The organism is Enterobacter cloacae complex sp. AR_0002 (genome assembly GCF_001922365.1).
Lineage (GTDB): Bacteria > Pseudomonadota > Gammaproteobacteria > Enterobacterales > Enterobacteriaceae > Enterobacter > Enterobacter hormaechei_C.
The window spans coordinates 323,848-346,490 of sequence record NZ_CP018814.1 but is presented as its reverse complement, the minus strand read 5'-3'; the positions used below and the strand labels follow the sequence as shown (position 1 = coordinate 346,490).

The 22,643-nt window shown below is 56.8% G+C and carries 21 protein-coding genes; 5 read left to right on the top strand and 16 right to left on the bottom strand.

Annotated elements, in window-relative coordinates:
* Positions 1-5: 5 nt before the first annotated feature.
* The 3 genes from truA to pdxB all read right to left on the bottom strand — a co-directional run bounded on the left by truA (position 6) and on the right by pdxB (position 3,034).
* Entirely contained in the window at positions 6-818 is an 813-nt protein-coding gene (gene truA / locus AM329_RS01835) for a tRNA pseudouridine(38-40) synthase TruA (RefSeq protein WP_032609755.1), read from the bottom strand.
* A complete protein-coding gene (locus AM329_RS01830) occupies positions 818-1,831 on the bottom strand; it encodes an aspartate-semialdehyde dehydrogenase (protein ID WP_032609757.1) in 1,014 nt (337 codons plus the stop codon). The genes truA and AM329_RS01830 overlap by 1 nt, the downstream gene beginning before the upstream one ends.
* A 66-nt stretch (positions 1,832-1,897) precedes the next feature.
* Entirely contained in the window at positions 1,898-3,034 is a 1,137-nt protein-coding gene (pdxB, locus tag AM329_RS01825; RefSeq protein WP_003861401.1) for a 4-phosphoerythronate dehydrogenase PdxB, read from the bottom strand.
* Positions 3,035-3,145: 111 nt separating this feature from the next.
* On the opposite strand from pdxB, the gene flk reads away from it, so the two are divergent.
* Positions 3,146-4,150, top strand: coding sequence for a flagella biosynthesis regulator Flk (flk, locus tag AM329_RS01820; protein WP_032609758.1), 1,005 nt, complete (start codon positions 3,146-3,148; stop codon positions 4,148-4,150).
* An 87-nt stretch (positions 4,151-4,237) separates the two neighbouring features.
* Here flk and AM329_RS01815 read toward each other — a convergent pair whose 3' ends face one another.
* Complete coding sequence (locus AM329_RS01815; protein WP_032609759.1) at positions 4,238-5,416, bottom strand: MFS transporter; 1,179 nt, start codon at positions 5,414-5,416, stop codon at positions 4,238-4,240.
* A 68-nt stretch (positions 5,417-5,484) separates the two neighbouring features.
* Positions 5,485-6,702: a beta-ketoacyl-ACP synthase I gene (gene fabB / locus AM329_RS01810; protein WP_003861395.1), complete on the bottom strand. Its 1,218-nt coding sequence runs from the start codon at positions 6,700-6,702 to the stop codon at positions 5,485-5,487.
* Positions 6,703-6,860: 158 nt separating this feature from the next.
* Between fabB and mnmC the strand changes: the two genes are divergently transcribed.
* Positions 6,861-8,858, top strand: coding sequence for a bifunctional tRNA (5-methylaminomethyl-2-thiouridine)(34)-methyltransferase MnmD/FAD-dependent 5-carboxymethylaminomethyl-2-thiouridine(34) oxidoreductase MnmC (mnmC, locus tag AM329_RS01805; RefSeq protein ID WP_032609760.1), 1,998 nt, complete (start codon positions 6,861-6,863; stop codon positions 8,856-8,858).
* 58 nt (positions 8,859-8,916) lie between these two features.
* Here the strand turns inward: mnmC and AM329_RS01800 are convergent, their stop codons facing one another.
* Genes AM329_RS01800 through prmB form a run of 6 tightly spaced genes read right to left on the bottom strand, consistent with a single transcriptional unit; the run spans position 8,917 to position 13,468 of the window.
* Positions 8,917-9,195, bottom strand: a complete 279-nt coding sequence (locus AM329_RS01800; RefSeq protein ID WP_003861391.1) for a YfcL family protein — start codon at positions 9,193-9,195, stop codon at positions 8,917-8,919.
* Positions 9,196-9,208: 13 nt separating this feature from the next.
* Positions 9,209-9,754, bottom strand: coding sequence for an elongation factor P hydroxylase (locus AM329_RS01795; RefSeq protein WP_023314593.1), 546 nt, complete (start codon positions 9,752-9,754; stop codon positions 9,209-9,211).
* Positions 9,754-10,563 carry a sulfite exporter TauE/SafE family protein gene (locus AM329_RS01790; protein WP_003861386.1) on the bottom strand — a complete coding sequence of 270 codons (810 nt, stop codon included), beginning with the start codon at positions 10,561-10,563 and terminating at the stop codon, positions 9,754-9,756. The genes AM329_RS01795 and AM329_RS01790 overlap by 1 nt, the downstream gene beginning before the upstream one ends.
* Positions 10,563-11,387, bottom strand: a complete 825-nt coding sequence (gene mepA, locus AM329_RS01785) for a penicillin-insensitive murein endopeptidase (protein WP_023325006.1) — start codon at positions 11,385-11,387, stop codon at positions 10,563-10,565. The genes AM329_RS01790 and mepA overlap by 1 nt, the downstream gene beginning before the upstream one ends.
* A gap of 2 nt (positions 11,388-11,389) precedes the next feature.
* Positions 11,390-12,475 (bottom strand): chorismate synthase, encoded by a 1,086-nt coding sequence (aroC, locus tag AM329_RS01780; RefSeq protein ID WP_003861383.1) that lies wholly within the window; start codon positions 12,473-12,475, stop codon positions 11,390-11,392.
* Between the two features lie 60 nt (positions 12,476-12,535).
* Positions 12,536-13,468 (bottom strand): 50S ribosomal protein L3 N(5)-glutamine methyltransferase, encoded by a 933-nt coding sequence (prmB, locus tag AM329_RS01775; RefSeq protein ID WP_003861381.1) that lies wholly within the window; start codon positions 13,466-13,468, stop codon positions 12,536-12,538.
* 145 nt (positions 13,469-13,613) lie between these two features.
* Here prmB and smrB point away from each other — a divergent pair, with 145 nt between their 5' ends.
* Positions 13,614-14,165, top strand: a complete 552-nt coding sequence (gene smrB / locus AM329_RS01770; RefSeq protein WP_015572246.1) for an endonuclease SmrB — start codon at positions 13,614-13,616, stop codon at positions 14,163-14,165.
* A 46-nt stretch (positions 14,166-14,211) separates the two neighbouring features.
* On the opposite strand, the gene sixA is transcribed toward smrB, so the two are convergent.
* From sixA to AM329_RS01750, 4 genes are all read right to left on the bottom strand, one after another.
* The gene (gene sixA, locus AM329_RS01765) at positions 14,212-14,697 is read right to left on the bottom strand and encodes a phosphohistidine phosphatase SixA (protein ID WP_003861375.1); all 486 of its coding nucleotides are present in this window, start codon (positions 14,695-14,697) and stop codon (positions 14,212-14,214) included.
* Between the two features lie 209 nt (positions 14,698-14,906).
* On the bottom strand, positions 14,907-17,054 hold the full coding sequence (gene fadJ / locus AM329_RS01760) for a fatty acid oxidation complex subunit alpha FadJ (RefSeq protein ID WP_032609762.1): 2,148 nt from the start codon (positions 17,052-17,054) through the stop codon (positions 14,907-14,909).
* Positions 17,054-18,364 carry an acetyl-CoA C-acyltransferase FadI gene (fadI, locus tag AM329_RS01755; protein ID WP_032609764.1) on the bottom strand — a complete coding sequence of 437 codons (1,311 nt, stop codon included), beginning with the start codon at positions 18,362-18,364 and terminating at the stop codon, positions 17,054-17,056. Before fadI ends, fadJ begins: the two co-directional genes overlap by 1 nt.
* Before the next feature lie 228 nt (positions 18,365-18,592).
* Positions 18,593-18,877 (bottom strand): YfcZ/YiiS family protein, encoded by a 285-nt coding sequence (locus tag AM329_RS01750; RefSeq protein WP_003861368.1) that lies wholly within the window; start codon positions 18,875-18,877, stop codon positions 18,593-18,595.
* A gap of 372 nt (positions 18,878-19,249) precedes the next feature.
* Between AM329_RS01750 and fadL the strand changes: the two genes are divergently transcribed.
* The gene (gene fadL, locus AM329_RS01740; protein WP_003861367.1) at positions 19,250-20,533 is read left to right on the top strand and encodes a long-chain fatty acid transporter FadL; all 1,284 of its coding nucleotides are present in this window, start codon (positions 19,250-19,252) and stop codon (positions 20,531-20,533) included.
* A 44-nt stretch (positions 20,534-20,577) separates the two neighbouring features.
* Here fadL and mlaA read toward each other — a convergent pair whose 3' ends face one another.
* Positions 20,578-21,330, bottom strand: coding sequence for a phospholipid-binding lipoprotein MlaA (gene mlaA, locus AM329_RS01735; RefSeq protein WP_003861365.1), 753 nt, complete (start codon positions 21,328-21,330; stop codon positions 20,578-20,580).
* A gap of 314 nt (positions 21,331-21,644) precedes the next feature.
* On the opposite strand from mlaA, the gene AM329_RS01730 reads away from it, so the two are divergent.
* The gene (locus AM329_RS01730; protein ID WP_032609766.1) at positions 21,645-22,574 is read left to right on the top strand and encodes a formate/nitrite transporter family protein; all 930 of its coding nucleotides are present in this window, start codon (positions 21,645-21,647) and stop codon (positions 22,572-22,574) included.
* Positions 22,575-22,643: the final 69 nt, after the last annotated feature.

The window sequence follows — 22,643 nt, the reverse complement described above, 5'->3', positions numbered from 1 at the left end:
TTTGTTTAGTCCGCTAAAAACAGCGGGCCCATTGGCGGTTTTGGCAGGTCGAACCGGTCCGGATAATCCACCGAAACCAGATACAGCCCTTCCGCTTTCGCCGTTGCTGCCGCAAGCGTTCTGTCCTTCGCTGCAAGCAGTTCTGCAATCCAGCTCTCCGGCTGGTGTCCGGCGCCCACTTCCATCAGGCTGCCCACAATATTCCGCACCATATGATGTACAAAGGCATTGGCTTTGATATCCACCACCACATACGCGCCATACCGACTGACGTTAATGTGCATGACGTTACGCCACGGCGTACGGGACTGACACTGCACCGCACGAAACGACGTAAAATCATTCTCTCCAATCAGACACTGCGCCGCACGCTGCATACGTTCTGCATCCAGCGGTTCATAAAAATGCGTCACGCCCTGGCTTAACACCGCCGGGCGCAGGCGCTGGTTATAGATGACATAACGGTAGCGCCGCGCCGTCGCGCTGAAACGCGCGTGAAAATCATCCGGCACAGCTTTCACCCAACGCACGGCAATGTCACCAGGCAAATTCGCATTTACACCCAGCGTCCAGGCCGCGTCTTTGCGCACGGCGGTGGTGTCAAAATGCACCACCTGCCCCGTGCCGTGAACGCCGGCATCGGTGCGGCCCGCGCAGAAGACGCTTATCGGTTCATTCGCTACCTGAGAGAGCGCTTTCTCCAGCTTCTCCTGGACGCTGCGCACCTCATTCTGCCGCTGCCAGCCATAGTATTTACTGCCATCGTATTCAATGCCGAGGGCAATTCTGTGGACCGACTTTTGTTCCACATCTGACATCAGTACAGATACTCCTGCACCAGTTTTTCCGCGATTTTGACCGCCATCAGCGCGCCGCCGAAACGCACGTTGTCGGCAACAGACCAGAACTGCACCTGCTCAGGCATACCGTAATCGTTACGCACACAGCCCACAGAGAGATGCGCGCTGCCGGTGGCGTCGCCCACCTGCGTCGGGAATTCGCTCTCTTCGGACAGGACAATGTCCTCTCCGCGGCCAAACGCGTCGCGGGCTTCTTCAGCCGCCAGCGGACGCAGGGCTTCAAACCCGACCATCTGCGCGTGGCCGTAAAAGACCGGAGACTGCACGACATTCGCGGAGATCATCAGCCCGTCATCCTGCAAAATTTTGCGTGCTTCATCGACGATACGACGCTCTTCCCGCACCGAACCTTCACGATCCGGCAGTAGCGGCAGCATGTTGAACGCCAGCTGGCGGCCAAAGAAATCATCTTCGTCGATCGGGATACCGTTCAGCAGCTTCGCGCTCTGCCCTGCCAGTGCGTCTACGGCTTTTTTGCCGTTAGCGGAGGCTGACAGCAGGCTGGTCACGGAAATACGCGACAGGCCACCGTCGTCGATCAGCGGCTTCAGCGCGGTCAGCAGCTGGCTGGTGAGGCTGTTCGGTACTGCAATGATGTTGCGGTTGCGGTAGTCAGCCAGCACAAACGGGTTGACGTCCGGCACCACCAGCGGCACATCCGGCTCCAGGGAGAACAGGCCGCTCAGGTCGATCACCAGACAGCCTGAATTTGTCGCTTCTTCAATGTAAGACGCCGTGGCTTGCGCACCTGCGGCAAAAAACGCCAGCTGAGCCTGCGTCCAGTCAAACGCGGCGGCGTCCTGCACCATCAAGGATTTCCCGCCGAAACGCAGATGTTCTCCTGCGCTGTCGTTACGCGCCAGTGCGTAAATCTCACCCACCGGGAACTGACGCTCAGCAAGGGTTTCAAGCAGGGCTTCGCCCACGGCGCCAGTGGCACCCAAAATGGCAATGTTCCAGCCTTCAGACATGGTGGTTTACTCCAGAAATAAAAAGCGTCCCTGCCGGAGCATCCGACAGGGAGCATTAAGAAGACATTAACGTGCCGGGTGGTGAACGGCGTTAAATCCCAGTTTATGCAGCAGCCCCGCCGCTGACGCGTCATCGCACATGACATACAGGGAAGACCACTCGCGGCGCTCAAGGTAATTTTTGCGTAGCTTGTCAAACTCACCCGGAATACCCGCCACTTTACGCAGCAGCGCGTCATCGCGGCGCACATCATACACCAAATGCACCAGTCTTTTCAGCGTTGCCTCATCCAGCAGGCCATGAAGGGTAATGCGGCCAAATTCCGGGGCGGGCAGCAGCGTATCCAGCGCTACCTGCTGCGGATGGCCGATAAAGGCGCTGTAAGCCTCAAACACCTGGGTTGTGCCACGCGCTTTGCCTTCAAGGGTATAACCCGCGATATGTGCGGTACCTACGTCTACCTTATCCAGCAATGCGACGTTGAGATCCGGCTCTGGCTCCCAGACGTCCAGCACGACGCTAAGCTCTTGTTCTTCGTCGAGACATGCCAGCAGCGCCGCGTTATCCACCACCGGTCCCCGGCAGGCATTTATCAGAATAGTGCCAGCCTTCAGACGGCGGATCAGCTTTTCGTCGGCCAGGTGCAGGGTCTTATACGGCCCCTCTTTAAAGAGCGGCGTATGGAAGGTGATGACGTCGCACTCGTCGACCAGCTCATCCAGTGTGCGGAAGTCGCCTTCATCACCGTTATCCTTACGCGGCGGATCGCACAGCAGGGTGCGGATTCCCCAGGCTTCCAGACGCTTTTGCAGACGTCCGCCCACGTTGCCCACACCCACAATCCCGACGGTGCGATCTTTCAGCGTAAAACCATCGCGCTCGGCCAGCATCAATAGCGAGGAGAAAACATATTCCACGACGGCAATGGCGTTACAGCCTGGCGCCGCGGAAAAACCAATCCCCGCTTGCTTAAGCCACTGGTCATCCACATGATCGGTCCCGGCCGTTGCCGTCCCGACAAATTTAACCCCTTTGCCGGTGAGCAGCGCCTCATTTACTTTAGTCACCGAGCGCACCATCAGGGCGTCTGCATCGTCCAGTTCGCTGACCGGAATCGGGCGACCAGGGACAGCCTTAACCTCACCCAGGCGGCTGAACAGCTCACGGGCGTAAGGCATATTTTCATCAACGAGGATTTTCACGTCTGAGTACCTGTTTGAGAGGAAGTAAACCTGCCAAGTGTGCCATAATCTCGCCGCCGGGCATATATCTCCGCCCGGTTACGCAGAGTTTGACTTTAAGGATTTTTGACGATGCAGCCCATTTCAGGTACGCCTCCGCGCCCTCCGGGTGAAGGCCCCGTAACGCCCAACACGCCAGGCGAACAACCGCTCTCCACGCAGCAACGCACCGTACTGGAGCGTCTGATCACGCGTCTTATTGCGTTGACCTCACAGCAAAACGCAGAGGTGTGGGCCGGCGTGAAGCACGATTTGGGCGTCAGAAACGATGCGCCGCTACAGTCGCGCCATTTCCCTGCCGCCGAACAAAACCTGAACCAGCGTCTTACCAGCGCACAGCAGCAACATACCACCCGCCAGATTATCTCGCAGCTGACCGAGCTGTTGGGCCAGGGGAATAATCGCCAGGCGGTGAGTGATTTTATCCGTCAACAGTACGGTCATACCGCCCTGAGCCAGCTTTCGCCGGAACAGCTGAAAACCGTGTTGACCCTGCTGCAAAGCAATCAGCTTTCTATCCCGCAGCCGCAACAGCGCCCGTCTACAGAACGGCCATTGCAGCCTGCGGAGCATAATACGCTCAAGCAGATGGTCACTAAGCTGGCTGCCGCAACCGGCGAACCAACAAAGCTTATCTGGCAATCCATGCTGGAACTTTCCGGTGTGAAAGCGGGCGAGATGATCCCGGCAAAACAGTTTACCCATCTGGTCACCTGGCTCCAGGCGCGTCAGACGCTCAGCACCCAGAGCGCCCCGACCCTGCACAGCGTACAGGCGGCGCTGAAACAACCGCTGGAACCGCACGAGTTCGATACGATCCGGGATTACGCTCAGCAGAGCTGGCAGGCTACGCCGCAAACGCTGCTGACCACCGCCCAGGTGCAGGATGTGCTCAATCAGATCTTTGTTCGCCGCGCCGAGCGGGAAGGCGGCGTGCCGGAGGTAAGAAACATTCAGCCGATCTACAGCCCGCTGTTTGCCCCCGTAGTTGATACGTTCAAAACGCTTTCTGCCCGTCCGGGATTGATGTTGATCGCGTTGGTGATTGCGCTGGCGATTTTCTGGCTGGTTGCGTGAGGATTTGCCCGGTGGCGCTTCGCTTACCGGGTCTACAACGGCTCGAACCGTAGGCCGGGTAAGGCGAAGCCGCCACCCGGCAACATACTACCGCTTGCGAAACGCCACCAGCGTCACCACAATCCCCACCACCGCTGACACCGCACCGGCGAGAAATACGGAAGGATAGCCAAACGACGTTGCAAGCAGCCCCGCCAGCGGCCCGGTGACCCCGTATGAGATATCCTGAAACGCCGCATAGCCGCCCAGCGCCGTGCCGCGCACCTGCGGAGCCACGCGTTTCACCACTTCAACGCCCAGCGCCGGGAAGATCAGCGAGCAGCCGCAGCCGGTTAACGCCGCACCCAGCAGCGCAACGGATGCAGAGGGCGCCTGCCAGAGCAGTGCCAGACCCACGGTCTCAATGACAAGTGACGCCACGGCCACCTTCACGCCGCCAAAGCGATCCGGCATCCAGCCAAACAGCACGCGCATCAATACAAACGCGCCGCCAAAGGCCGTCAGCGTAAAGCCCGCCATCGCCCAGCCGCGGCTCATGAAATAGAGGGAGACAAAGGTACCAATAACCGCGAAGCCCACCCCCTGAAGCGCCAGCCCAAGCCCCGGCTGCCAGATTTGCCCCACCACGCTCCACAGCGAAGGACGCTCGCCTTTATGGGCGGGCACCTTACGCACCGAACCGTTAAACGCCCACGCCAGCAGCGGCAATACCATGGTGGTGCCTGCCAGCGCCGCAAAACCAAACTGGCTGTGGATCAGCAGCCCCAGCGGCGCGCCTGCCGCCAGCGCGCCGTAAATCGCCATCCCGTTCCAGGACATCACTTTTCCGGAACGCGCAGGTCCCACCAGCCCCATTCCCCAGGTCAGGGTGCCAGTCAGCAGCTGGCTTTCGCCAAAGCCGAGGATCAGGCGCCCTACCACCAGCAGCGCGAATTTATACGCTGCATCTATTGGCAACAGCGCCGCCAGCAGCCAGGCTCCCCCCGCCAGCCCGCAGGCAAACATGCCCTGCAACGCCGAGCGTTTTGCGCCGTGCTGATCCGCCAGGCGACCGGCGTAGCCCCGGGTTAATACCGTCGCTAAAAACTGAATGCCCACCGCAATGCCGACCATGGTGTTGCCATAGCCCAGCTCCTGGTGAACGAACAAGGGGATCACCGGCAGCGGCAGGCCAACGGTCATATAGGTCAGAAACACCGCAAAGGCGATGCGGAAAAGGGAAAGGTTCCCGGAAGGAGCGCTCTTCTCAGGGGTAACAGCCTTCATGCATAACTCCGTGTTCAGGCATAAAAAAAGGGAGCCGCGCGGCTCCCTTCTACTATACCTTCAAACGCTTACGCTTTCAGCTTACGCATCACCAGCGTGGCGTTGGTGCCGCCGAAACCGAAGCTGTTGGACATAACGGTCGTCAGCTCACGTTCGGTGGTTTCAGTCACGATGTTCAGGCCAGCCGCCTGCTCGTCCATCTCTTCGATGTTGATGCTTGGCGCGATAAAGCCGTTTTCCAGCATCAGCAGAGAGTAGATCGCTTCCTGCACGCCCGCCGCACCCAGAGAGTGACCGGTCATGGCTTTGGTTGCAGAGATAGCCGGGCTGTTGTCGCCGAACACTTCACGGATCGCACCCAGCTCTTTCACGTCGCCTACCGGCGTTGAGGTGCCGTGGGAGTTCAGGTAGTCGATTGGAGTATCAACACCGTGCATCGCCATCTTCATGCAGCGCACCGCGCCTTCACCGGATGGAGCAACCATGTCAGCGCCGTCAGACGTTGCGCCGTAGCCCACGATCTCAGCATAGATGTGCGCGCCACGCGCCAGCGCGTGTTCCAGCTCTTCAACCACAACCATACCGCCGCCGCCAGCGATAACAAAACCGTCGCGGTGTGCATCATAAGTACGGGACGCTTTGTCTGGCGTTTCGTTGTATTTAGTGGACAGTGCGCCCATCGCGTCGAACTCACAGGCCATTTCCCAGCCCAGCTCTTCGCCACCGCCAGCAAATACGATGTCCTGTTTGCCCAGTTGGATCTGCTCAACCGCATTACCGATACAGTGTGCGGAGGTCGCACATGCGGAGCTGATGGAGTAGTTCACACCGTGGATTTTGAACGGCGTTGCCAGGCACGCGGAAACCGCTGAACCCATGGCTTTGGTCACAACATATGGACCGACCGCTTTCAGGCCGCGCGGGCTGCGCATGGCGTCAGCACCGAACACCTGAGCTTTAGAAGAACCGCCGGAACCTGCAATCAGGCCCACGCGTGGGTTGTTCTGGTAAACGTCTTCGCTCAGACCAGAATCCTTGATCGCTTCCTGCATGGAAAGATAGGCGTAGATAGAGGCATCGTTCATGAAACGAACCACTTTACGGTCAATTAAACCGGTGGTGTCCAGTTTAACGTTACCCCATACGTGGCTACGCATTCCAGAATCTTTAAACTCTTCAGAGAAAGTGATCCCGGAGCGTCCTTCACGCAGAGATGCCAGGACTTCCTGCTGGTTATTACCGATGCTGGAAACGATGCCCAGGCCAGTAATCACTGCACGTTTCATTCAATACCTCTGTAAGTCGCACTATAAAAAGTTTCGAGTCGCACAATAGCGTACACTTGTACGCCGAACAAGTCCGATCAGCCATTTTCTGTGGAAATTTGCACCGATGGGCTCACATCGCTAAGATCGTGCCACTGCCTGTCGGACGAGTAACTTACGTGAAACAAAACGCCATACAACCTGCCAACCTCGAATTCAACGCTAAGGGTACACCTGTTTCCCGAGATTTTGATGACGTCTACTTTTCTAATGATAACGGACTGGAAGAGACGCGCTATGTTTTCCTCGACGGAAATCATCTCGGCACCCGCTTCCCTGAGCATCCGCGCAGTCTGTTCGTCGTGGCGGAGAGCGGTTTCGGCACCGGGCTGAATTTTCTGACCCTCTGGCAGGCATTCGATTGTTTTCGCGCTTCATACCCCGAGGCTACCTTACAAAGATTACATTTCATCAGTTTCGAAAAATTTCCGCTTACCGCGCACGATCTGCGGCTTGCCCATCAGCGCTGGCCGGAGCTTGCCCACTGGGCGGAACAGCTTCAGACTCAGTGGCCACCGGCTATCGGCGGCTGTCATCGTCTGATTCTGGATGACGGACGCGTCACCCTCGACCTGTGGCTGGGCGATATTAACGACCTGACCGATAAGCTTGATGACTCAATGAATCAGAAAGTGGACGCCTGGTTCCTGGACGGTTTTGCGCCCGCTAAAAACCCGGACATGTGGAGCCCGCACCTGTTCAGCGCCATGGCACGTCTGGCGCGCCCGGGCGCGACGCTTGCTACCTTCACCTCCGCGGGCTTTGTCCGTCGTGGGTTGCAGGAGGCGGGGTTTACCATGCGGAAAACCAAAGGCTTTGGCCGCAAACGCGACATGCTGGTCGGGGTGATGGAACAGGATCTGGCGATCCCGGCGCAGGCCCCCTGGTTTGCCCGCCGCGCCAGCACCTCGCGTGAGGTCGCTATTGTGGGCGGGGGTATTGCCAGCGCCCTGCTCTCGCTGGCGCTGCTGCACCGTGGCTGGCAGGTGACGCTCTACTGCGCTGACGAGGCGCCGGCGACGGGCGCATCAGGCAACCGTCAGGGCGCGCTTTATCCCTTATTAAGTTCACACGATCCGGCACTGTTCCAGTTCTTCCCGGCGGCGTTTACGTTTGCTCGCCGCCTTTACGATAGCCTGCCGGTTGCGTTCGACCACGACTGGTGCGGCGTGACGCAGCTCGGCTGGGACGAGAAGAGCCAGCAGAAAATCACCCAAATGCTGTCGCTGGGGCTGCCGGAGGACATCGCCCATGCAGTGACGGCACAGCAGGTTGCTGAGACCGCTGGTGTCGACACCGGCTGCGGCGGAATTCAGTATCCACTCGGCGGCTGGCTGTGTCCGGCTGAACTGACTTCTGCGGCGATAGCCCTCGGGCAGTCGCGTGGGTTGACAGTGCATTATGCCCATAAGGTTCAATCGCTAAGCCGCACTGCGCACTGGGAACTGCGTTTCGCTGACGGTAAAGAGGCCCAGCATGCCAGCGTTGTGCTGGCCAACGGACATCATATCAGCCAGTTTACCCAGACAGCATCATTGCCGGTTTATCCAGTCGGCGGCCAGGTGAGCCATATCCCGACCGCGCCCCAACTGAGCAAACTGCGTCAGGTGCTGTGTTACGACGGCTACCTGACGCCGCAAAATCCCTCCAACGGCCATCACTGCATCGGCGCCAGCTACCATCGCGGTGAAACAGATATGCATTACAGCGAAGCGGATCAGCAGCAAAACCGCCAGCGCCTGGTCGACAGTTTTCCGGATGCGTCGTGGGCGAAAGAGGTGAATGTCGGTGAGGGTCAGGCGCGCTGCGGCGTACGCTGCGCGACCCGCGATCACCTGCCGATGGCGGGAAACGTGCCGGACTATGACGCCACGCTTGAAGTCTATCAGGATCTTGCAGACAGCAAAGAAACGGCGGTAAGTGCGCCCGTTCACCCCGAGCTGTTTATGCTGGGTGGCTTAGGCTCGCGGGGATTGTGCTCCGCGCCGCTGCTGGCTGAAGCGTTAGCCGCGCAAATGAGCGACGAGCCGGTTCCGCTGGACAGGGTTACGCTCGCGGGGCTGAATCCAAACCGACTGTGGGTGCGGAAATTGCTGAAGGGGAAAATGGTCAAGTAGGGTGCGGTCTGGTGCCCTCACCCCGGCCCTCTCCCTGTGGGAGAGGGCGGTGATACACTTACTTCGCTTTCGCCTGCTGGAACAAATTATCCCACATGCCCAGCACTAAAGACTGGTCGCGCGGAGAGAGTTCCCCGGCCTGAATAGCGTTTTCCAGGCTGCGAGTGACTTCCGCGTGAACGGCGTCGGCAGAGTGATCGTCCCCGGCTTCCAGCGCGGCTACCGCCAGCGTCAGGTGACCACGCAGATAACCGCTGGCGAACAGCTCATCATCACTGGCGTGTTCCACCATGTCATCAATTAACGCCAGAATGCGTGATTCAAATTCTGCGATCATCTTCTTTCCTCTGTTAAAGATCTTCCGGCCACGGGAAGCGTTCCGCCGTGATCTCCGGCGTGTGGTAATAATTCTGTAAAGCCTCGATCAGGCGTGCCGGACGTGCCGGGATGCCTTTCTCAAGATATTCCATCACCTGCGCATGAACGCGGCGCTGGAAGACGATACGGTCTGGCTCGAAGTCGCCTTCGAGGTTGTCACAGCTCACGTTGAACGGGAAACCCGCCGCCACGCAGAACAGCCATTCCAGCGCCTGGGGTTTCACCTCCACATCTTCAAACTGCCCCTGGGTGGCGGCGTCGCGCCCGTCCGGGCAGTACCAGTAACCAAAGTCCACCAGCTCGCGACGCGCTTTCCCGGCGATACACCAGTGCGAAATTTCGTGCAAACCGCTGGCGTAAAAGCCGTGGGCAAAGATGATGCGGTTATACGGAACCTCGTCATCAGCTGGAAGATAGATCGGTTCGTCGTCGCCTTTAATCAGACGGGTATTAAAATCATCAGCAAAACAGCTATCGAAGATCTCAATCAGCTGTTCGTAGTTATGCGTACTGTTCATTAGTTCATCCCCAACCAGGTGAGGATCTCCTGTCCATGGCTGTCATAAAGAAGTTTGGCGCTCATCACCGCCGAGACGACAACAATCATCGGGCGGATCAGCTTTTGCCCTTTGCTTAATACCAGACGCGAGCCTGCGCGCGCGCCCAAAAACTGCCCTGCCATCATCACAAACCCGGTTGCCCAGATAACCTTGCCGCCAATGATAAACAGCAGCAGACCGCCAACGTTGGAGGTCGCGTTGAGGACTTTGGCGTGGGCGGTGGATTTGGCGAGGTTGAACCCGGCCAGCGTCACGAATGCCAGCGCGTAAAACGAGCCTGCCCCCGGGCCAAAGAAGCCATCGTAAAAACCGACGCAGCCACCGGCGATCAGCGCAAACGGCAGGCCGTGAAGGCGACGCTGTCGATCTTCTTCCCCGAGCTTTGGCATGAGTAAGAAATAGAGGCCGATACAGATAACCAGCAGCGGCAGGATCTGGCGCAGAATGTCGGACTGTACGTGCTGGACCAGCAGCGCGCCCGCCGTTGAGCCAATAAACGTCATCAGGATATTGAGCTTCTGATCGGCGAGATTCACAACTTTACGCCGAATGAAATAGAGCGACGAGGAGAGCGAACCGCCGCATGCCTGGAGTTTGTTGGTGGCAAGCGCCTGGGCAGGGCTCATGCCTGCCGCCAGCAACGCCGGAACGGTGAGCAACCCGCCGCCGCCCGCCAGGGCATCGATAAATCCGGCTAACATTGCAACAAAAAAGAGCACCGCCAGCAGCAGCGGTGACACCATGAACAGGTCGACGAAATTATCCATTAAAGTACATGCTCATCCAGTAGCGCCTGGCAGGAAGGCGGCAACGGAGGCGGTGTCTTCTTCTCAGGCTTAGAGGTTCCAGGCTTGGCTGGTTCAAACCAGCTTTGCAGTTCGTAACCACAACCATCGCCAGGCGGTGGCAGCGGCTGATCTTCACATTCCAGGCTGTTCGCCGGGCAGCGCAGGCGAACATGCATATGGGCACGATGCTGGAACCACGGGCGCACTTTACGCAACCAGTCGCGATCCGTTCCCGCATCCAGGCAAAGCTGCTGCTTGATGGCCGGATTAACAAAGATCCGCGTGACGTCGTTATCCTTTGCCGCCAGCTTAATCATGCTGGAAATTTCCGGCGACCATCGCGAGGCGACGACACGTTTACCGTCGGCCGAGACCAGATCCAGCGCCTGCGGTTTCAGCAGTTGCGCTGAGCTCCAGCGCGTTTTCGGCAATTGCAGGAAGATATCCACATCCAGTCCGGTCTGGTGGCTGGCGTGACCGCCGTTAAAGCGGCCACCGGCAGGCATCCCCATATCGCCAATCAGCATCGTGCCCAGCCCCAGATTATGCACCTGGTTGCCAAGACGCTGAATAAAAAGCACCAGGTCAGGATGGCCGAAATAACGGCGCTGGTCGGTGCGCATCACCTGATAGGTATCCGATTGCAGCGGAAGTTCCTGCGCGCCGACGATACACCCGTTGGAGAAAGCGCCAATGGACTGCGCGCTCCCCGCTACCGGATGGGTGATTTTCTGCCACGGCGTAGCGGCCAGGCTTGCTCCACTGACCAGCAGCGCCAGCAGAGCGATTGCGGTTTTTTTCATAGTTACCAGCGTGGAATGGTGGTCGTCACATCCGCATTCTGCGCGCGCTGGCGCAGGAAGTGATCCATCAGCACGATCGCCAGCATCGCTTCTGCGATCGGTACCGCGCGGATCCCCACGCACGGATCGTGACGCCCTTTGGTGATCATCTCAACTTCATCGCCAGCGCGGTTAATCGTGTGGCCCGGCACGGTAATGCTGGACGTGGGCTTCAGCGCGATATTGGCAATAATTTGCTGCCCGCTGCTGATGCCGCCCAGAATGCCGCCCGCATGGTTGCTCTGGAAACCCGCCTTCGTGATTTCGTCGCGGTTCTGGCTGCCGCGAAGCTTAACCACGTCAAAACCGTCGCCGATTTCAACGCCTTTCACCGCGTTGATGCTCATCAGCGCGTGGGCGATGTCGGCGTCAAGGCGGTCAAATACCGGCTCGCCCCAGCCAGCCGGCACGCCGTCGGCTACCACGGTGACTTTCGCACCAATGGAATCGCCCTCTTTTTTCAGGCCACGCATCAGCTCATCCAGCGCGTCCAGCTTGTCGGCATCGGCGCAGAAGAACGGGTTAAGTTCTACCTGATCCCAGTCTTTGATTGCCAGCGGAATGTCGCCCATCTGGGTCAGACAGCCGCGGATAACGATGCCGAATTTCTGCTGGAGATATTTTTTGGCAATCGCCCCTGCCGCCACGCGCATCGCGGTTTCACGTGCGGAAGAACGTCCGCCGCCGCGATAGTCGCGAAAGCCATATTTTTGTTCGTAGGTGTAATCAGCGTGGCCCGGACGAAAGACGTCTTTAATCGCGCCGTAGTCCTGAGAACGCTGATCGGTGTTTTCAATCAGCAGACCAATGCTGGTCCCGGTGGTACGGCCTTCAAATACGCCGGAGAGAATTTTGACCTGGTCCGGCTCGCGACGCTGCGTGGTGTAGCGAGAGGTACCCGGACGCCGACGGTCAAGGTCATGCTGTAAATCGGCTTCGGTCAGTTCGATGCCTGGCGGGACGCCATCAACGATACAACCCAGTGCCAGACCGTGCGACTCGCCAAAGGTGGTCACACGGAATACCTGTCCAATACTGTTTCCTGCCATCACGGCTCCGATGTTGTTGTTTGTGTTTGAGCGTTGTGAAACGGGCCGAAGCCCGCTGGATTAATCTTTGTAAATACTGAAGTATTCGCGTGCATCAAGCAGCTGCGCCTTGGTCAGCATAAAGACGCCGTCACCGCCGTTGTCGAACTCAAGCCAGGTGAACGGCACATCCGGGTACTGCTCTATCAGATGTACCATGCTGTTGCCCACTTCACAAATCAGAACGCCGTCGTCGGTCAGATAATCCGGCGCGCAGGCCAGGATGCGGCGGGTCAGCTTCAGCCCGTCAGAGCCGGACGCCAGACCCAGCTCCGGCTCGTGACGGTACTCGTTCGGCAGGTCGGACATGTCTTCTGCATCCACGTACGGCGGATTGGTGACGATCAGGTCGTATTGCAGCGTCGGCAGGTCGCGGAACAGGTCAGAGCGGATAGGCGTGACGTGATGAATCAGCCCGTGCTCTTCAATGTTGTGTTCGGTGACGGCCAGCGCGTCGGTGGAGATATCGACGGCGTCCACTTCCGCTTCCGGGAAGGCGTACGCGCAGGCAATGGCGATGCAGCCGCTGCCGGTGCACATATCAAGAATGTGCTGCGGCTGATGGTTAATCAGGCCGTCAAAGTGGTTGTTGATCAGCTCGCCAATCGGCGAGCGCGGCACCAGCACGCGTTCATCAACATAGAACTCATGGCCGCAGAACCAGGCTTTGTTGGTCAGGTAAGCCACCGGAATGCGCTCGTTCACGCGACGGATCACGCGCTCAACGATGCGGTGTTTTTCGCTGGAGGTCAGGCGCGCGGTGCGCATGTCTTCCGGAATATCCAGCGGCAGATAGAGAGACGGCAGCACCAGCTGAACGGCCTCATCCCACGGGTTATCCGTACCGTGGCCGTACCAGATATTGGCGGCGCTGAAGCGGCTAACCGACCAGCGCAACATGTCCTGTATGGTATGCAGCTCGTTTACTGCTTCATCGACAAAAATTTTATCCACTCTTTCCTCCAGGGCATGCTCGCATAATTTTCGGCGGCTAGTTTGCCATGAAGACGGCGATAAATCAGCAATGACGCGTGTCGCTTGAGGTTAAAAAATGCGTTTAGTCGGGTACACTATCGGAAATACGAGATGAGAATGACGAATGAAAAAGAAAACATCGCTCAGCGAGGAGGATCAGGCTCTCTTCCGCCAGCTGATGACCGGGACGCGTCAAATCACGCACGACACCATTGTCCATCGCCCGCAGCGTAAAAAAGTCAGCGAGGTTCCGGTCAAACGTCTGCTCCAGGAGCAGGCCGATAACAGCCACTATTTTTCAGATGAGTTTCAGCCGCTGCTCAATACTCAGGGTGCGGTGAAATACGTGCGCGAAGACGTCAGCCATTTTGAACTGAAAAAATTACGCCGGGGAGATTACTCGCCGGAGCTGTTCCTCGATCTGCATGGGTTGACCCAGATGCAGGCGAAACAGGAGCTGGGGGCGTTGATCGCGGCATGTCGTCGCGAGCATGTTTTTTGCGCCTGCGTAATGCACGGCCACGGCAAACATATTCTTAAGCAACAGACACCGCTGTGGCTGGCTCAGCACCCGCACGTGATGGCGTTTCATCAGGCACCCAAAGAGTACGGCGGAGATGCCGCATTGCTGGTATTGATTGAAGTGGAGGAGTGGCAGCCGCCAGAGTTGCCCTGACAGGATGGCGGGAGGCACGCTGCACCCCGCCATATCGCACGTCACGTCAGATGGCTTTTGCCATCTTCAGGTTGCACGGACTCATTTGCCAGTTAAAGACCCCTTTGCCGGTTTCGTCGAGGGTGACGTTGGCAATGGCGGACGTAGTGAACATCGGTGGCGTTTCGCCCGGGCACAGCTCAGATACCAGATAGCCGACCAGCGGCAGGTGGGAAATGACCAGTGCGGAAGCGACACCTTCATTGCACAGCGCCTGAAGATAAGCACTGACAAGGCCAACATCGCCACACGGCGTAAGTTCAGGGAGCACATCCACACTGGATGGCAGGTTCATACACTCCCCTACCACATCCAGCGTCTGTTCTGCCCGCAGGAACGGACTCACCAGAACGCGTTCAATGTCCACTTTTTGACCTTTAAGCCATGTCGCCATCTGACGGGATTCGTCGCAGCCACAGACGGTTAAAGGACGTACTGAGTCACTGGCGGCATCGAGTGCCGCGTCGCCGTGACGCATGATAAAAACTTGCATATTGCACCGCTTTTGTTAACCAGAATCACCGGCGTTGACTACCCGCGATTAATGCTCTGAGGTAGAAAACCCGATGGCCGGGCATTGTGCCTGATCCATTCGGTGAATGAAACGCTGTTTTTTACCTCAATGGCGTAAGTATAGTCAATCTCTGTTTACAATTTCGCCAGAACAGGTTCCATCACCTCAGGATTTACCCTTCTTTGACTTCAGTTTACGCAATCAGTTTCCCTTACGGGCCAGAATGTCTGACCCCGTTCCGCCATCTGCAATAATTCGTCACAAGGTGTAAACCGTGGACCATATTGCGAGGCCAGACGTTGCAGAATCGCAACCACTTCACCCGCCCCGAGGGTATCCATATACCGGAACGGACCGCCAAGGAATGGCGGAAAACCGATACCAAACACGGCGCCGATGTCGCCGTCGCGTGCGCTCTTGATCACCTGCTCACCAAAGCAGCGCGCCGCTTCATTGAGCATCATCATTACGCAGCGCTCAGCACACTGAACCGCCGACAATTTTGCCTGACCCGTGACAGGAATAAGCGCATAAACCGAAGGGTCGACCTGTTTCTTGCTTTTACGCCCTTTCGCGGCGTAAAGATAGAAACCGCGTTCATTTTTTCTGCCTTTGCGATCGTCCTTCAAAATTGCAGAAACAAAGTTTGCAGGCGGCGCAAAACGATCGCCATAAGCCGCTTCCAGCACAGGGATAATTTTAGTCCCCGTATCAATTCCTACCTCATCCAAAAGTTGGATTGGGCCGACGGGGAAACCAAACTTCACCAGAGCGTCATCGACGTGCTCAATTTTCTCCCCTTCCGTCAGCAACCGCATCGCTTCGTTAATGTACGGCGCCAGAATGCGGTTGACGTAGAAGCCGGCTTTGTCCGCGACCACAATCGGGGTTTTGCCCTGTTTTTTCGCCAGCTTCACCACGGTGGCAATAGTTTGCGGGCTGGTTGTGGCATGCGGGATAACCTCCACCAGCGGCATTTTTTCGACAGGGCTGAAATAGTGCAGCCCTATTACCTTCTCCGGGCGCACGGCTTTCGCCGCGATGTCGCCGATCGGCAAAGACGAGGTGTTTGACGCGAAAATGGTGTGCGGCGCGCAGTGCTGTTCAACGTCCGCCACCATCTGCTGCTTAAGGGCCAGATCTTCGAACACGGCTTCAATCACCAGATCGCGGTGTGCAAACCCACTGTAGTCGGTGGCGCCAGTGATCATCGCGAGGGTTTTATCGCGCTCACTGGCCTTGATATGGCGGCGTTTCACTTTGCGATCAAGGTTCTGCCAGCTGTACTGCAACGCGTGGTTGATACCCTTAGGGTTGATATCTTTGATACGTACGGGCAATTTGCCTTTGCTGGCGGTGACAAATGCGATGCCGCCGCCCATCAGCCCACCACCCAGAACGCCAATGGCGCGCAGCGGAGCCGGTTCAGCTTCACTGCCCGGATCTTTTTTAACCTCCGTGCTGGCAAAGAAAATGCCGCGCAGCGCCTGCGACTGCGGCGTCATCGCCAGCTCGCCAAAGGCTTTCGCTTCCGCAGCATAACCGCTGCTGCTGCCCTGCGATAAACCGGTTTCAATCACCTTCAGAATGCGCGTCGCTGCCGGATAGTTCCCTTTGGTTTTTTGCTCGGTTTTTTTACCCACCATATTGAACAGCAGCGTGCGCCCCAGCGGCCCGGCGAGGATACGCTCGCGCACCGGCAGAGGGCGTTTCGCCTGACGACCTTTCAGCGCCCGCTCAACGGCGGCCTCAAGCAAGATGGCGTGCGGAACGACCTCATCAACCAGACCCGCCTTTAACGCCTGACGGGCGCGCAGCTGTTTACCGGTTAAAATCATCTCCAGCGCCGTACTGACGCCCACCAGACGCGGCAGGCGCTGCGTGCCACCTGAACCGGGCAGCAATCCAAGCTGTACCTCCGGCAGTCCGAGTACCGTTTTCGCATCGTCGGTACAAATGCGGCTGTGACAGGCCAGCGCCAGCTCAAGCCCACCGCCCAGGCAGGCCCCGTGGATCGCAGCGACAACGGGTATCGACAGCGCATGGATCTCCGCCATTACCTGCTGCCCCTGACGCGCCAGGTCTTCTGCTTCCTGAGCGCTTTTCGCCCGGGCAATCATGTTGATATCGGCCCCGGCAATAAAGTTATCCGGCTTTGCCGAGATAAATACCAGGCCACGTATCGCTTTGTTTTCGCGGATCTGTCTGAGCATCGCACGCACCTGAACGCCGAACTCGGCCTTCAGGGTGTTCATCTTTTCGTCGGGTACATCAATGGTGATAACAGCCACGTTATCAAGGCGAACAGCCAGGTTAAATGCAGATGTCGTTTCCATTATTCAGCCTCCAGAACCATTGCTGCACCCAGGCCGCCCGCCGCACAGGCGGTAACGAGACCAAAACCGCCGCCGCGGCGACGCAGCTCGTGCAAAGTCTGGGTTATCATTCTCGCGCCGGTCGCCGCAAATGGATGGCCGTAGGCGATGGATCCGCCAAGCACGTTAAACTTACTCTGATCCACTTCGCCGGTCGCGTGGGCGCGGCCCAGTACATCGCGCGCGAAGCGCTCGCTTGCCAGCAGCTGAATGTTTGCCAGGGTTTGTGCGGCAAAGGCTTCGTGCATATCGATCAGGGTTAAGTCAGCCAGCGTCAACCCCGCACGCTCCAGCGCCAGGGGCGTGGACCAGGCCGGACCGAGCAGCATGTCCTGCCAGACATCAATGGCGGTAAAGGCGTAGCTACGCAAATAGCCCAGCGGTGTGATGCCAAGCTCTTTCGCCCGGGATTCCGTCATCAGGATCACGGCGGCGGCACCGTCCGTCAGTGGCGTACTGTTGGCCGCCGTAACGGTGCCATGTTTACGATCAAACGCCGGGCGCAGTTTTGCGTAATCCTCCAGCGTCGAGGTGCCACGGATATTGTTATCTTCCACCAGCGGTTCGCGGAAAGGCGGGATATAAGCCGTCATAACCTCGTCGGCAAGTTTGCCTTCCGACCAGGCCTTCGCAGCGAGCTGATGCGAGCGATGCGCCAGTGCATCCTGCTGTTCGCGGGTAATACCGTAGGTTTTTGCCATCTGCTCGGCAGTGTCGCCCATACGCAGGCCGGTGGAGTATTCAGCAACGGCAGGTGGCACGGGCATGAGGTCACGCAGGCGTAAACGCGAGAAGAGTTTAAGCTTTGCACCGGTAGTGCGAGCTTTGTTGGCATCCACGAGGATGCGGGCCAGCTGTTTGCTGACGCCGATGGGCAGCACGGAGGAGGAATCCGCGCCGCCGGCGATCCCCGCGCGAATGGTCCCCGCCATCAGGCTTTCCGCCACGTTCGCCACCGCCTGGAAACTGGTGGCGCAGGCGCGGCTGACGCTGTAGGCGTCGGTATGAACATTCATGCCGGTGCCCAGCACGATTTCACGCGCGATATTGGGCGCTTCCGGCATCTGCACCACCTGGCCGAAAACCAGTTGCTCAATAACCTCTGGCGGGATCTCGCTGCGAGCCAGCATCTCCCCCACTACCATTTTTCCCAGATCGACTGCCGGTATACCGTGAAACGCGGTTGCCTGACGCGCAAACGGCGTACGTAACCCGCTGATAATGGCAATGCGGTCACCGTGTCGGGTGATAAGCGGTAATGCCTGACTCATAACACTCCCCTGTAAAAAAATTTTGCGCGCACATTAAGTGGTCTGACCTGATAACAGTCTTAACTATTTTTTTACATTGAGCCAATCGGGGAAGCGAAAAATTGCGAGCTAAGGCACAGAGAAGAAAAAGAAAATGCCCCTGCATGGCAGAGGCATTTGTGAGATTTGTTGCCGGGTTGCGGCGTTGCCTTACCCGGCCTACACGATCATAGGCCCGTGCAAAAAGTATTAACGCAGGCCTAACTGGAAGATCAGCGTTTCTGCTTCGCAGGCGAACACAAAGTCGATATCCAGCTGCACGCCGCCTTCCACTTCCGTGAAGGTGGATTTGATTTCACACGGATCGGATTCGACTTCACGCGCGCGCTGGCTCAGCGCGGCCAGCGTCTCTTCCGCTTCAGCACGGTTAGGGAATACGCGGCTGTAAGAGGCGGTGCAATCGGTGTTGTCCATAATGGTGCCAACATCCATACAGCAGCAAACCGGGGTTTCATCAGCACTGCATTTACTCATAGCTCAATTTCCTCTGTATTCGCGCAGGGCGCGAGATAAACACGATGCGTCTATTTTACGCCCCCGGACGAGCCCCCTCCAGCCGTTAATGGCGCAAAATCGGATAAGTGAGCAATATCACACTAAAAAATGATCTAAAACAAAATTCCCCTTTTCAGAGGAATCGCACTGGTCACAATTTTGCCAACCAGATCTCGTTTCAAGAAACATATCTGAAAATATTAATAAACAAACTTGCAACATCCCAGCTGGTCAGACCTATACTCTCGCCACTGGTCTGATTTGTAAGTCATACCTCAGACCCTACACTTCGCGCTCCTGTTACGGTATGTAACAATTATTGAATAAAAATAACTCAATGAGGTTATGGTCATGAGCCAGAAAACCCTGTTCAAACAAACTGCTTTAGCAGTTGCAGTGGCAATCGTCTCAACGTCCGCCTGGTCAGCGGGCTTCCAGTTAAACGAATTTTCTTCCTCTGGCCTTGGCCGTGCGTATTCCGGGGAAGGTGCGATTGCCGATGACGCAGGCAACGCGAGCCGTAACCCGGCGCTGATCATGATGTTTGATCGCCCTACCTTCTCTGCCGGTGCGGTTTACATCGATCCTGATGTCAATATTTCTGGCAAATCTCAATTCACCGGCGCAGATCTGAAGGCGGATAACATTGCGCCGACCGCGTGGGTGCCTAACCTGCACTTTGTTGCGCCAATCAATGAACAGTTTGGTTGGGGTGCCTCTGTCACCTCTAACTATGGCCTGGCAACGGAGTTCAATAACAACTATCCGGCCGGGGAATACGGCGGTAAAACCGACCTGACGACCCTGAACCTCAACCTGAGCGGCGCATATCGTCTGAACGATAACTGGAGCTTTGGTCTGGGCTTTGATGCTGTCTACGCCGATGCAAAAATCGAGCGTTACTCCGGGGAGCAAACTGCTGCGCTGCCGAAAAACAGCAATAAAATTGCCAGCCTGAAAGGCGATGAATGGGGCTACGGCTGGAACGCCGGTATCCTGTATGAACTGGATAAAAACAACCGCTGGGGTCTGACCTACCGCTCAGAAGTGAAGATTGACTTCGATGGCGATTACAAAAGCGGCATCCTGAGCCCAGTCAACGGTATGGTACCGGGCGCAGGCACCACCATTCCATGGGGTACCTCGAATCAAACCGTACCGGGTTCACTGTCACTGCATCTGCCAGAAATGTGGGAAGTGTCAGGTTATAACCGCGTTGCGCCGCAGTGGGCTATTCACTATAGCCTCGCGTATACCAGCTGGAGCCAGTTCCAGGAGCTGAAAGCCACCGGCAGCAACGGCCAGACGCTGTTCTATAAAGACGAAAGCTTCCACGATGCTTACCGTATCGCACTTGGTACGACCTATTATATGGATGACAACTGGACGTTCCGTACTGGCGTGGCATTTGATGACAGCCCGGTACCGGCAGATAAGCGTTCTATCTCCATTCCGGATCAGGACCGTTTCTGGGTGAGTGCGGGGGCAACCTACGCGTTCAACGAGAATGCCTCTATCGACGCGGGCGTGTCGTACATGCATGGACAGAAAGTGACCTTCCAGGAAGGCCCTTACGAGTTTACCTCTGAAGGTAAAGCCTGGCTGTTTGGTACCAACTTCAACTACGCGTTCTAATTCCAACACGATTAAAAAAGGTGAGCATCGCTCACCTTTTTTATTTATTCCGAATCGATATCTTTTAATTCGTTCTCGATGGCTTTCGCGTTCGGATTATCTTCCGGCTTCAGCTTACCGCCGTTGGCTATAAAGTCATGGTTCTGGAAGTAGGCCTCGCGGACCATGATGTACGGATCGGAAGACTGACGCAGCAGACCGTCAGAGTCCAGCAGTTGCGCACGTGTTTCAATTCCTTCCACGGTCCATTTACCAATCGACAGCGGCCAGGTGAGCCATGACAGCACCGGATACAACGTATCCACCATGTCGCCGCCATCATCACGCACGGTAAAGCTGCCGTAGAATGGCAGGTGCACATACGGCCCATAACCTACGCCATAATGCCCCAGCGTGCTGCCGAAACGGTGCGGCTGTTCACGCTGTAATTTCGGGTTCGCCATGCCCGCGACATCAATTAAGCCGCCCATACCCAGCAGGGAGTTCAGGAAGAAGCGGGTGAAATGCACCATCCCCTGATACGGGTCGCCCTGGAGGAAGTAGTTGACCATAACCGCTGGCTCTTCCAGGTTACTGGTAAAGTTGCTCAGCCCGTTACGCGCCGGCTGCGGAACGTAGTCACGCCATGCCACGGCAACCGGACGAACCAGATACGGATCCAGCACATTATAGTTAAAGCTGTACATTGAACGGTTAAATCCTTCGAGAGGATCGGAGCGTCCCGTTTGCTCGCCAGAGCTGGCGCAGCCCACAAGCATTGTTACGCCCAGCGCAAGCGCCGACAGCCGAAGCTTCATAAATTTCTCCCTGTTCAATATGGCTATCGTTGAATGCCATCTGTGACGGAGCCGGTGATGCTCCGCCTGAAACGTGCAAGTGATTGTAACAGCACGCTTACCGATGTCTACGAGGACAATGACGACCCGCTCGCGTCATCACGCTAATTTCAGCATAGCCTGTCTTTCAGAATTCGTTTCGCTGGCAATTTTATATTGGCTTTGAAAGAGATGTCTCACCTTTATTGCCATTTACAGCAATTTAAGAGCATCCCCACGGGCAAGGCGCTAAAAGCCGCTACGCTTAAATGAGCAATTACCCCGAAGGAGCTGTTATGAAAGACATTAACGAAGAAAAAATTGGCAAGAACAATGAAGAACTTGAGATTGAAAGTGAGGAGAAAGACCGGGGAGAAGAGATAGAAGTCGATGAAGATCGCCTGCCGTCACGCGCCATGGCTATTCATGAGCATATTCGCCAGGACGGGGAAAAAGAGATGGAGCGCGACGCGATGGCCCTGCTGTGGTCAGCCATTGCAGCCGGTCTGTCAATGGGCGCCTCTTTGCTCGCCAAAGGGATATTTCACGTTCAGCTGGAAGGCGTACCGGGCGGGTTTTTGCTGGAAAATTTAGGCTACACGTTCGGCTTTATTATCGTCATTATGGCGCGACAGCAGCTTTTTACGGAGAATACCGTCACTGCCGTACTGCCCGTCATGCAAAATCCGACCCTCGGTAATTTCGGTTTACTGATGCGCCTGTGGAGCGTCGTGCTGCTGGGGAACCTCATCGGTACGGGTATAGCCGCCTGGGCGTTCGAGTATATGCCAATATTTGATGAACCGACCCGCGACGCATTTGTGAAAATTGGCATGGATGTGATGAAAAACACGCCGGTTGAAATGTTCTCTAATGCTATAATTTCCGGCTGGATCATCGCCACTATGGTGTGGATGTTCCCCTCAGCGGGCAGCGCGAAAATCGTGGTGATTATCCTGATGACCTGGCTTATCGCACTCGCCGATACCACGCACATTGTTGTCGGAACCGTTGAAATCCTTTATCTGGTATTTAACGGCACACTCCACTGGAGCGACTTTTTCTGGCCGTTCGCCCTGCCAACCCTCGCAGGCAACATTTGTGGCGGGACCTTTATCTTTGCGCTGTTGAGCCATGCGCAAATCCGTAACGACATGTCCAACAAGCGTAAGGCCGAGCTTAAGGCTCAGGAAAAAAAGGATAAAACTGCCGAAAAATCGGCGTGAACGGTGACTCTTTGACCAGTCAGGCGGCAATGCGCTTAACGAAAAGTGTAAATAACGCTATACTCTTGC